Source organism: Corallococcus aberystwythensis (assembly GCF_003612165.1).
In the GTDB taxonomy this organism is placed as follows: domain Bacteria; phylum Myxococcota; class Myxococcia; order Myxococcales; family Myxococcaceae; genus Corallococcus; species Corallococcus aberystwythensis.
The window spans coordinates 1-10,443 of the sequence record NZ_RAWK01000316.1; the positions used below are offsets into that span (position 1 = coordinate 1).

At 70.0% G+C, this 10,443-nt stretch carries 9 protein-coding genes; 3 read left to right on the forward strand and 6 right to left on the reverse strand.

The window, feature by feature from the left end; translation table 11 throughout:
- Nucleotides 1-140 precede the first annotated feature (140 nt).
- On the forward strand, nucleotides 141-470 hold the full coding sequence (locus tag D7W81_RS35665; protein ID WP_279637929.1) for a transposase: 330 nt from the start codon (nucleotides 141-143) through the stop codon (nucleotides 468-470).
- On the opposite strand, the gene D7W81_RS35670 is transcribed toward D7W81_RS35665, so the two are convergent.
- Nucleotides 467-865 (reverse strand): hypothetical protein, encoded by a 399-nt coding sequence (locus D7W81_RS35670; protein WP_120559846.1) that lies wholly within the window; start codon nucleotides 863-865, stop codon nucleotides 467-469. The genes D7W81_RS35665 and D7W81_RS35670 overlap by 4 nt on opposite strands.
- A gap of 300 nt (nucleotides 866-1,165) precedes the next feature.
- Here D7W81_RS35670 and D7W81_RS35675 point away from each other — a divergent pair, with 300 nt between their 5' ends.
- Nucleotides 1,166-3,535, forward strand: a complete 2,370-nt coding sequence (locus D7W81_RS35675) for a S1C family serine protease (protein WP_147445742.1) — start codon at nucleotides 1,166-1,168, stop codon at nucleotides 3,533-3,535.
- A 56-nt stretch (nucleotides 3,536-3,591) separates the two neighbouring features.
- Here D7W81_RS35675 and trhA read toward each other — a convergent pair whose 3' ends face one another.
- From trhA to D7W81_RS35690, 3 genes are all read right to left on the reverse strand, one after another.
- Complete coding sequence (trhA, locus tag D7W81_RS35680; protein ID WP_244227668.1) at nucleotides 3,592-4,257, reverse strand: PAQR family membrane homeostasis protein TrhA; 666 nt, start codon at nucleotides 4,255-4,257, stop codon at nucleotides 3,592-3,594.
- Between the two features lie 248 nt (nucleotides 4,258-4,505).
- Nucleotides 4,506-4,724, reverse strand: a complete 219-nt coding sequence (locus tag D7W81_RS35685) for a hypothetical protein (RefSeq protein ID WP_120559848.1) — start codon at nucleotides 4,722-4,724, stop codon at nucleotides 4,506-4,508.
- A 32-nt stretch (nucleotides 4,725-4,756) separates the two neighbouring features.
- Nucleotides 4,757-6,823: a methyl-accepting chemotaxis protein gene (locus tag D7W81_RS35690; protein WP_244227669.1), complete on the reverse strand. Its 2,067-nt coding sequence runs from the start codon at nucleotides 6,821-6,823 to the stop codon at nucleotides 4,757-4,759.
- Between the two features lie 636 nt (nucleotides 6,824-7,459).
- Here D7W81_RS35690 and D7W81_RS35695 point away from each other — a divergent pair.
- Nucleotides 7,460-9,022: a carboxylesterase/lipase family protein gene (locus tag D7W81_RS35695; RefSeq protein ID WP_120559850.1), complete on the forward strand. Its 1,563-nt coding sequence runs from the start codon at nucleotides 7,460-7,462 to the stop codon at nucleotides 9,020-9,022.
- 78 nt (nucleotides 9,023-9,100) lie between these two features.
- Here D7W81_RS35695 and D7W81_RS35700 read toward each other — a convergent pair whose 3' ends face one another.
- Together D7W81_RS35700 and D7W81_RS35705 are read right to left on the reverse strand one after the other, a co-directional pair.
- On the reverse strand, nucleotides 9,101-9,493 hold the full coding sequence (locus tag D7W81_RS35700) for a hypothetical protein (protein ID WP_120559851.1): 393 nt from the start codon (nucleotides 9,491-9,493) through the stop codon (nucleotides 9,101-9,103).
- Between the two features lie 76 nt (nucleotides 9,494-9,569).
- On the reverse strand, nucleotides 9,570-10,443 hold an 874-nt coding region (locus D7W81_RS35705), incomplete at its 5' end, for a hypothetical protein (RefSeq protein WP_120559852.1).

A 10,443-nucleotide genomic window follows, 5' to 3' on the forward strand; every position in this document is an offset into this window, starting at 1 on the left:
ACACGCGCGACTGGACGCCGATGGGCCCTGTCCGTCTCGGCCCCTCTCCGAACCTCACCCCGGCAGTGCAGGAGATGAAGCGCATCGGCTGAACCCTCTCACGCGACAACTACCTTGACGCTCACCGGCTCCACCTCGCGCTGACGCCCGGCCAGCAGCATGAGTCCACGATGGCCGAGGAGCTTCTGGTGCATGCCGAAGGCGAAGCGTTCATCGCGGATACGGGCTACGACGCCGAGCGCATTCGCACCAACGCCCAGAAGCTGGAGATGAAGGCCGTCATTCATCCCCACCCCAGCCGCAAGCAGCCGCCGCCTTTGGACCGCGCCCTCTACCGGCTGCGCTACCGGGTGGAGTGCTTCTTCCACGACCTCAAGCGCTTTCGCGCCGCCGCCACTCGTTACGACAAGACGGCGACCTGCTACCTCGCCGTCTTGCACGTTGCGTCCATGCTTCTCTGGCTGCGTTAATCAGGGACAGCCCCTAGAGATTCTTCTTCAATGATGCGGGTGTCCTTGTCGTTGTAGTGACGGGTCAGGGACCAGAGGAACTCAACATTCCTGCGGTCTTCTTTGGAGAACTCACGCGGGATTTGACCCTTCAGGCATCGCTCCAAAGGGGTTCCTTGGGGGGCGACCCATGGGCGCACCAGAAACCATGTCAGTCCCAAGATGGCGAGCGCGGCCGGCAGCAGAATTCGCATGCCACGTATCACGCGGTCGAACGTGAGCCCCATGAAGAACTCCCGAACAGGCACCCAAAGAATTTTCGTTAACTCCAATATGAACGAGAGGAGAAAAACGACCCCATAGAGGACTCCAAGTGTCGAACAGATGAATGGGATAATCTTGTTGAGGATGTCCATCGTGTAGATAAAGAATTGCTTGTCGGTCGGTTTGATTCGCTGTGGCCGAGAATAGCACTTCTGCTTTTTGCGCTCTTCCCGGACTCGAAGACGGTGCAGGGGAGCCGCAGGCCATCGTGCGCTCCACCCAGATGAATGGCATGGTGCAGGGTCCACTCTGGCCGCCCCAGGTTTGACGGCTCTCTCTGGGAATCCATTGTCAGACGGCGCCGCAGTGGGGCGGGGGACCTGGAAGCTCGAAAGCGTGGACGCTAACGTCCAGGGGCTGCGTCAAGCCTTGGAGCGGATGTGTTCAGACGGGTGGTTCTGTTGGGGGTGGTGTCGCTGTGGCTCTCCGTGGGCCCTTCCTGCCGCAAGCAGGAGGCTCCGGCCTCCAGCCCCGGGTCGATGGAGGCCGGGCTGCTTGAGCGCGTGAAGGACGCGACTGTGCTCATCCGTTCCGAGGAATCGAGCGGCAGCGGGTTCGTCGTCAGCACCGGGCAGGGCCGGCACCGGGTCGTGACCAATCACCACGTCGTCGAGCTGAAGGACGGCCGGCTCTCGACGTCGCTCCAGGTCACCTACCGCAGCGGCACGGGCCGGGAGGTGACGCGGCAGGCCCGCGTCATCGCGAAGGACCGCGGCAACGACCTGGCGCTCCTGGAGGTGGCGGACACCGCGGGGCTGGAGGTGGAGCCCCTGGACGAAGGCGTGGCCGCACGCGAGACGCTGGGCCTCTACGCGGTGGGCTTTCCCTTCGGGGAGATGCTCTCCTTTGATGAGCAGCTCCCGGCCGCCACCCTCACCCGGGGCTCGGTGTCCAGCCTGCGCCGCAGCCGGCTGGGGGCACTGGAGACCATCCAGGTCGACAGCGCCTTCAACCCCGGTAACAGCGGCGGTCCGGTGGTGGACGTGGAGGGGCGGCTGCTGGGCGTGGCGGTGGCCACGGTCCGGGGAACCAACATCAGCTTCGTCATTCCCTGGGAACGCGTGGAGGCGCTGCTGGAGTCACGGGCCGCCGAGGTTCAGGTGGGCGCGCTGCCGGAGGGGTGTGAGGACGCCTGCGATGTCCCCATGACGTTGGAAGTGAGCAATCCCGACGGCGTGGTGAAGGAACTGGAGCTGCGCGTGATCCACGCCGATGAGGCGTTTCTCTCTTTCGCGCGCACGCCTCCCTACGCGCCGGAGGGCGAGTCCCACAAGCGGGTGTCCCACCAGGGCGCCGGCCGGGTGAAGCTGGCGGCGACCGTGACCTTCCGGTCCGGCAGCGAAACCTATGTCCAGGTCGGCTACGTCACGGAAAAGGGAAGCCGCACCTATGACCTGCCCCTGCGCCTGGGCACGCTCCGTGAACCGTCCGCCAGGACCGCCAGGGCGGCGCCGGTCGCGAAGGAGCAGGCCCTTCCTCCAGAGGCGGCCTTCGAGAAGCTCGACCTGGAGCGGCCGCTCGTCGACGCGCAGGTGGCGGACGGCGGCAGGCTCGTCGTGCTGCGCATGGAGGGCCTGGCCTCCGTGAGCATCCTCGACGTGAAGGCGCGGCGCATCGTCCACACGCTGGAGCTGCCGGAGCCGCAGTTCCTGTTCGCCGCGGGAGGCACGTCGCTGCTGGTGTACCTGCCCACCCTGAAGCTCTTCCACCGCTACAGCCTCACCACCTTCGAGCGCGAGAAGATCGGCCGTTTCATGCTGGGCGGCCCCGTGCTCCACCTGGTGATGGGCAACGCCAACGCGGAGCGGGCTCTCGTCATCCGCGACGTGCCGGACACACGGGGGAACGACCCGCTCACCCTGCTGGACGTCCAGAAGCTGGAGCCGGTGACGGCCCCCCGCGCGGTCGGGACGGCCCCGCCTCAGTGGGCCCTGGAGAAACAACGCCCCGTCGACAGCTCCAAGGCCTTCAGCTACGCGTGGCGCGCGAACCCGCAGGGCACGGTCTTCACCGCGATGCGGCCCGGCGTGTCCCCGGAGGGCATCTACGTGGGGCGGGTGGTGGAGAACCGGCTGGAGTTCCAGTACCGGCACGAATCAGGCGGCCTGCTGCTCGTGGGCGGGGACGGGGCCATCTATGGGCGGGGCCGCACGTTCGCCCAGGACCTGACGCCGCTCACGCAGCTGCCCAACACCCAGTTGCTCCCAGCGGTCGGAGCCATGCTGTACCTGGGCCTTCCCACGAGCACCGCCAGCTCGAAGGGTGGGGTGAGGCCGGCACTGTATGTCGTGGGAAAGGACGCGCCCCTGGCGGCCCGGCTCCCCATCGACTTCGAGTGGACCGAGCAGCCCGCTTCCGCGAGCACCGGGCTCTTCGTCGACCGCCGGATGATGCTGCTGCCCGCGATGGGCGCGGTGGTGGTCGTGCCGCCCGACCGGAAGCAGGTGCGCCTCTTCGACTTTCCGGCCCTCCTGCGTTCAGAAGCCCCGGAGTACCTCTACGTGCGCTCCGTCCCCCCGCTGGAGACCGCTGTGGGCACCCGCTACGCGTATCAGCTGGAGGTCCGCTCCACGGCAGGAGGCGTGAAGCTGGCGCTGGAGGCAGGCCCCGAGGGCATGTCCGTGTCTCCAGAGGGCATCGTCGGCTGGAGCGTCCCGCGCAACGCCCGGGCCGCGGAGCGGGTGGTGATCCGCGCCACCGACCGGCTCGGGAGCTCCGTGCTCCACGCGTTCCCGCTCACGGTGCGCGGGGGCACTCCCTGAGCAGGTCGCCAGCGGCTCGTCAGCGAGCGCGTGTCAGCGAACCCCGGGCCCGCTGCCTACCGTCCCACGAAGTCCATCAGCACGGCGTAGTGCGTGGCGGCCGCGGCGACGACCATGATGTGGAACACCTCGTGGTAGCCGAACACGTGGGGGACGGGGTCCGGCCAGCGGCGCGCGTACACCACCGCGCCCACCGCGTAGAGCACCGCCCCGAACAACAGCCACCCCACGCGGCCCGGCCCCATCACCCCCGGGAGGTGCCACATCACCGGGGCCGCCAGGCAGCCCAGCGCGAAGTAGAGCGCTGAGCGCAGGCCTCGCGCCGCGGAGATGCCCGCGAGCGTGAGCGTGGCGCCCGTCAGCGCCGCGCCCCACATCACCCAGAGCAACCGCTGGCTCCAGCCCCCCATGGGGGCCAGCGTCGCCATGGGCGTGAAGCTCCCCGCGATGAGGATGAAGATGGCGGCGTGGTCGAACCGGCGGATGCGCTGGTACGTCGCGGCGCTCCACGTGGGCCAGTGGTAGCCCCCGCTCACGCCGAACATCAGCACCAGGCTGCCGCCAAACACCAGGTTCGCCGCGTACTGCGCGCCCTGCACCGGCACCAGCGCCATCCGCGCGCAGCCCACCAGCGCCGCCACGAACGCGATGACGTGGGACAGGCCTCGCAACCGGGGCTTCACGCTCTCATCCATGGGGTGCTCGTACCGCCGGCACGTCATGGCTTCGTCAGCGTCCTCGCGCCGCCGCGCCCCGGACGTCACGTTCTCCACGCATCCCCCGGCGGAGTGTCCTCGGGTCGTCAGCGCGTGGGCCTGGACGGCATCCGGCACGCGGCGTGGCCCAGGACCACGTCCCCGTCGACGGTGCTCGTCGGCGTGGGCGTCCAGCCGGCGGCGAGCCGCGCGTCCAGCAGTTCATCGGGGGTAGGGCAGTGGTCCCACACGGAGACCGAGGTGACTCCGCCCAGTCAGGTGGTGTCGAAGACGAGGTAGCGCGTCTCTTCCCAGGGCAGCACCACGTCGTGGGTGAACTCGTCCTGGACCACCACCGCCGCCACGTCGCGCGGCGGGGTGCTCGCGAAGCCCCAGCGCACCACGTCCTGGAGCAGGGTGAGCGGCGCCAGCCGCCGCTCCAGGTCAGCGCGCCGCTCGGGCGGAAGTCCGGAGTGGTCGGTCAGGGGCACCATGACCCGGAGTGTAGCCGGGCCGGGCCCGGGCTTCACGCGGCGACGGGCTTCTCCTGGTCGTCCAAGGTGCCGGAGCGCAGCGCCTTGCTCGCGGCCCCTGACATGACCTCCGCCAGCGTCTGCACGGACTGGGTGACGGTGCGCGTCTCCTCCACGGCCTGCAGCGTGCGCTGCATCTGGCCGGACAGCTCCTGGATGGCCTGGGCAATCTGGTGGGTGCCCGAGTCCTGCTGGGCCACCGCCTGGGTGATCTGCCGGACGCTGCCGCTGGTGTCCCCGATGATGCCCGCCAGCTTCTGCAATTGGGCGCCGGAGTTGCGGACCGCGTCCAGGCTCACCTGCACGCGCGCCTCGCCCTGTTCGCTCATCTGCGCGGCCTCGCGCATGCTCATGCTCACGCCGTCGAGCACGTCGCGGATGCGCTCGGTGGCGCGGATGGACTGGTCCGCCAGCCGGCGCATCTCCTTGGCCACCACGCCAAAGCCCTTGCCGCTGTCGCCGTTGCGCACCGCCTCGATGGCGGCGTTGATGGCCAGCATGTTGGACTGGTCCGCCAGCGTCTTCACGTCGTCGACGATGCCGGATACCTCCCGGGTGCGCTCATCGAGCGCCAGGATGCGCGCGGCCATCTCCGACACCTCGGTGCGGATGGCGGCCAGGTCCGTCAGGGTGCGCTCCAGCGCCGCGCCGCCCTCACGCCCCACCTGCTCCGCGCTCTCCGCCGACGCCGCGAGCACGCGCGCCTTGTCCGCCGTCACATGGGAGCCCTGGCGGATCTCCTCCACCGTCTGCTCCAGCTCCCGCAGCGCCGCCGCCTGGCGGCTGATGCCCACGGTCTGCTCCTCGCTGGAGGTGTGCAGCTGCTGCACGACGGCGGCGAGCTCGTCCGCGCCCTGGCCCATGCCCTGGGCCAGCAGGCGCACGTCCTTGCGGCGCGCGTCCAGCTGGCGCGTGTACTCCGCCAGCGAGCGCACCACCTCCGCGGAGCGCCGCGCCACGATGGCCACCAGTGACAGCGTGAGCGCGAAGAAGCCCCAGTGCACCTGGCTGTCCGTGGCCTCCATCACTCCCAGCATGGGCAGGGTGCTGATCACGAGCACGAAGGTGAGGACGCCCAGGCCCGCCACGAAGATGCGCGCGTCCGGGTCCCCCTTCGCGGCCTGGACCACCGCGACCGCCACGCAGACGAGCAGCCCGGGCAGCGAGTAGAGGATGAAGGCGGGCAGGAGCCGCCACGCGGCGCCCAGGTCCATGAGCACGATGACCGCCTGGATGACGGCCGGGACGGTGACGACGGCCGCGCCCCGGCGCAGCCAGCGCAGCTTGTCCGCGCCGACGGTATCGGAGATGAACCACGCCAGGCCGGGCAGGATGGCGTACGAGCCCAGCAACGTGAGCACGCTGCCAACGGCCGCGCCGTTCCAGAGCGCCAGGAACAGCCCGCTCGAGCCCAGCAGCAGCGCGCCAGAGCCCGCGGCGAACACGGTCAGCGCGGCGAGCATCCGCCATTGGCGGCGCAGGAGCGCGGCGGACAGCGACACCGCGCCAATGCCAAGCAGCAGCGTCCCCATGACGAAGGGCGCCAGGCCCATGCGCGTGACGCCCGCGAGCAGGTCCGGGTGCGAGCCCACCTTCGCGTCCCGCGTGACGCCGATGGCGGGCCCGTGGGCCTGGATGCGCAGGAGCACGTGATGGCCCAGCGACGCGGGCGGCACGGGCACCAGGTGCCAGACCATGTTCTCCATCAGCTCCTGGCCGTTGGGGGCCAGCCTCCCGCTGGCGTAGACGCGCTTGCCGCCGGCGTAGACCTCGAAGGCGTTGGCGACGTTGCCCAGGAAGAGGGCGGGCTGCAGCCAGGGGCCCTGCGGCAGCGGGATGCTCAGCCAGAGGAAGGTATTCGTCCCGCGGCCCGGCGGCTCCTTGAGCGCGTCCATGGCCTGCCAGCCCTGCGCGTCCTCCGGCTCCGTTGCCCACGTGGGAACGCCGTCAGTGCCTGGCGGTGAGTCCCCCCAGCGGTAGCGCCACCCGTCGAGCGCGGGCCGGGCCGCGGCCGTGCGTGCCGCTTCCGCGTGCGCGGCGGGCGCGAAGGCGAGGAGCATCAGCAGCACGGACCCCACCGCCGCGAACCGCGAAGCGAGGGTCTTCCGAGGGCCGCGGAAGGATGTGGGCTGAAGCAGGAAATCGAGAGCAAAGACGCGGGAGCGACACATTCGCGACACATGCTCCAGCGGCGGAGGGCCAAAGTAAAATGGGTCCCTGATGCCTCGCCCGCCGTGCCTCCGGGCATCGCGCCTCGCAGGGCCAGGATAAAAAAGAAAAGCATGGAATCGTCGTTGCGGCCGGGGAGCTGGCGTCGTGCCGCTGAAGCCTACCCGGAGGGTCCAGTCCCCCTCTGGGCAAGGGGGGCCGGGCCTTCGAGGGCCCGGCGTGAAACCGGGCGGCCTGTGCGCAGGTCCCACGCGGGCCTTCGGCACAGCGCGAGCACGGAGGCTCGCCGCGGCAGCGCTGCTTCAAGCCCCCGGGCACGGCCTCAAGGGGGCGCGGAGTCCTCCGGCCGGAGCCCCGGGAAGGGGAGCAGGCTAGCGCATTGCCCTGATGCTCCGGAGTCTGAGCGCGCGTTGGTTGGTGGACGGGTGATTGTCTTTGAATGCCAATGCATTGACTTGCATGGGCCGACCCTCTACTTCGCTCCGGCCCCGGTCCTGCCGTGCCGGGTTTCGTGGGGGGTTCCAAACATGGTCCAGCAGTCCGCTCCCGTCGTCAGCACTGTCGAAGGACAGCTTCAAGGCGTCGTCGAGGAAGGGGTGTATGCCTTCAAGGGTATTCCCTACGCCCAGCCTCCCGTGGGCGCGCTGCGCTGGCGCCCGCCCGCTCCGGTGGTGCCCTGGAAGAACATCCGTCAGGCCTCGAAGTTCGGCAATTCCTCGCTCCAGTCGCGCGAGGCCTGCATCGCCGGCGGTGGCGGAGACCCGGTCCCGATGAGCGAGGACTGCCTCTATCTCAACGTCTGGACGCCGCGGGTGGATGCCCAGGCGAAGCTGCCCGTCATCGTGTGGATCCACGGCGGCGCGTATGTGATTGGCGCCAGCGGCCTGCCCCCGTACAACGGCGTGCCCATGGCGGCCCGGGACGCCATCCTCGTCACGCTCAACTACCGCCTGGGCCACCTGGGCTTCCTGGCCCACCCGGCGCTCCAGCAGGAGCCCGGCGGCGGCGCGGCCAACTTCGGCCTCCTGGATCAGCTCGCCGCGCTCCAGTGGGTCAACCGCAACATCGCGAAGTTCGGAGGGGACGCGAACAACGTCACCCTCATCGGCCAGTCCGCGGGCGCCAAGAGCGTGCTGTCCCTCTTCTGCATGGAGGCCGCCCGGCCCTGCTTCCAGCGGGGCGTGGCGATGAGCGTGTACGGCATGGACGAGATGCCCCTGGAGAAGGCGATGCTCAAGGGCGAGGCGCTGATCCGCGGCATGGGCGTGACGGACGCGGAAGCGACACCGGAGCGCCTGCGCAAGCTGCCCGCGGACGCCTTCTGGTCGCAGCCACCGGAGCACTCGCTGGCGCCCGTGGCCGTGTGCGGTGACACGGTGATGCCCCAGTCCATCCTGTCGACGTTCAAGGCCCAGCAGCAGGCGCGCGTGCCGCTCATCCTGGGCAGCACCAGCGACGACGTGAGCGTGATGATGGAGATGGGCCGCGACCCCATGGACGTCCTCCAGGCGCTGCGGGACAACAAGGTCCCCATTGGCCTGCTCTACCCGGGGGTGACGTCCGACGAGGAGCTGGCGCGGCAGGTGTGCCGCGACATCGTCTTCACGCTCATCCCCCGCCAGATCGCGGACCTGCACGCCAAGGTCTCCGACGCGTGGCGCTACTACTTCGATTACACCGCCACGGAGCTGCGCCCGGAGCGCCCCGACGGCGTCCCGCACGGCTCGGACATCGCGTACTTCCTGGACACGGTGGCCCGCTGCCCGCCCACCCAGGACGTGCTCTCCGAGGAGGACCGCGCGTACTCGCGCCAGGTGAGCGGCTGGATGCTCCAGTTCGCCCGCTCCGGCGCGCCCGCGTCCGCGACGGAGTGGCCGAAGCACCAGCAGGGCGAGGACCGCACCCTGCGCATGCAGCAGCCGCCGAAGGTGGAGACCAACTTCATGCAGCTGCGGCTCAACGCCTTCCTGCTCGCGAGCGGCATCATCAACGGCGCGGACAGCGGCATGCCTGACGCGTCCGGGCCCCAGCGCAGCAGCCACCACGGCGCCACGCCCCAGAAGAAGTCCCGGCCCGAGGGCACGCCGTAGCGCGCGAAGAAAAGCGAAAGGGCCCGGACGCGAGCGCTCGCGGCCGGGCCCCACCTGCTTCCTCTTCGCCGCGAGGGCCTAGCTGCTGAAGAGCACCAGCACGAAGGTGTTGGACTGGGGCAGCTGGAACACGGTGCCCTGGCGCAGGGACCCCTTGAAGAAGGGCGCCGCGTCGTAGGCGGTGGCCGTCTTCAAGGCGTCGCGGGTGGCCTGCGGCAGCCAGCCGCCGTCATCCACCTTCACCGTCAGCCGCGTGGGCTTCAGCGCGGCCTGGAGCGCCTGGCCTTCCGCCGCCGGGTACTCCAGCACCGCGAGGAACTGCGTGTCCGTGGGGCCCAGTCCGCCCGGGATGCCGCGCGGAGACTGGCGCCACTGCACCGCCTGGGGGCGGCGCGGCAGCGTCACGGTCTTCTCCAGCGTCTCCAGGTCCGTCCCCGTCTTCGCCGCGGGCGCGGCCGTCTGTGTCGTCATGGATGCATTCCCCCCTGAGGGCTTGTCGCAGGCCAGCGAAACACACCCCAGCAGCAGGGTGGTAGCCAGCGTGCGCCTACCGGCCACCAATGGGACGCGACGTCGCATTCTCGGGGCTCCCCTGGTCCCACGTCACATGGCGCTGGAGCGTGCCGTAGTTCGTGTACTGCTGCCCCAGGCCCGTGCGCTCCAGCCGGCCGTTGGCCGCGTCCGGCGTGCCGGTGTTGATGTCCGCCTGGCCCGGGTTGAAGTTGTAGCGGTCCTCCGCGTGGAGCGTCATGTCCATCTCGAAGCGGGGCTTCCCGCCCGGCGTCTCCGGCGGGTACACCGTCACCGTCGCGCTGTTCCAGACGGAGTGGCCGCCAATCGCCTTCTGCCAGTTCTCCGTCTCCGGATAGGGGAACTGCTCACTGGAGCCCACGCCAATCTGCGAGCCGGTAACCTGGAACGTCACCGGCTTGCCGGCCAGCGACGGGTCCTGGGCCACCATCTGGTTGTAGGCCGCCTCCGCCGCCTGCTGCGTGTCGCGCGTGGAGTTGGTGAGCACCGCCTGGCCGGCGGGGTCCGTGCGGACGAAGCGCTCGTAGTCGAAGTGCCGGTCCGCCCCGTTGCCGTGCAGGAAGTGGTCGTACGTGTCCAGGCCGTCCGGGATGTCGTTGTGCGGCACGCCCGGCACGCCCTGGAGGGCGCGCGCACCCCGGAGCTTCACCTCCCACTCGGCCAGCGCCGCGTAGTCGCCCAGCCCCGGGCTCTCCGTGGGGATGGGGTTCGGGTCGTTGGGGTCGTTCGGGTTCTGCAGGAAGCCGTTGTCGTGGTGGATGTCCGGGCGCCGCGGAGGACCCACCTGGTAGTCCGCCACCGTGCCGCCGTTCGTCGGCACCGCGGTGCCGGCCGTCCCCACCGGGGTGGGCGTGGCCGTGGGCGCGGGCGCCCCCAGCGCGGGGCCGCCA

What these genes read in the sequence shown, in the direction of transcription:
- D7W81_RS35695 (WP_120559850.1), top strand. Translation starts at nt 7,460, where the DNA reads ATGGTCCAGCAGTCCGCTCCCGTCGTCAGCACTGTCGAAGGACAGCTT.
- D7W81_RS35700 (WP_120559851.1), bottom strand. Translation starts at nt 9,493, where the DNA reads ATGACGACACAGACGGCCGCGCCCGCGGCGAAGACGGGGACGGACCTG.
- trhA (WP_244227668.1), bottom strand. Translation starts at nt 4,257, where the DNA reads ATGACGTGCCGGCGGTACGAGCACCCCATGGATGAGAGCGTGAAGCCC.
- D7W81_RS35670 (WP_120559846.1), bottom strand. Translation starts at nt 865, where the DNA reads ATGGACATCCTCAACAAGATTATCCCATTCATCTGTTCGACACTTGGA.
- D7W81_RS35685 (WP_120559848.1), bottom strand. Translation starts at nt 4,724, where the DNA reads ATGGTGCCCCTGACCGACCACTCCGGACTTCCGCCCGAGCGGCGCGCT.
- D7W81_RS35690 (WP_244227669.1), bottom strand. Translation starts at nt 6,823, where the DNA reads ATGCTCCTCGCCTTCGCGCCCGCCGCGCACGCGGAAGCGGCACGCACG.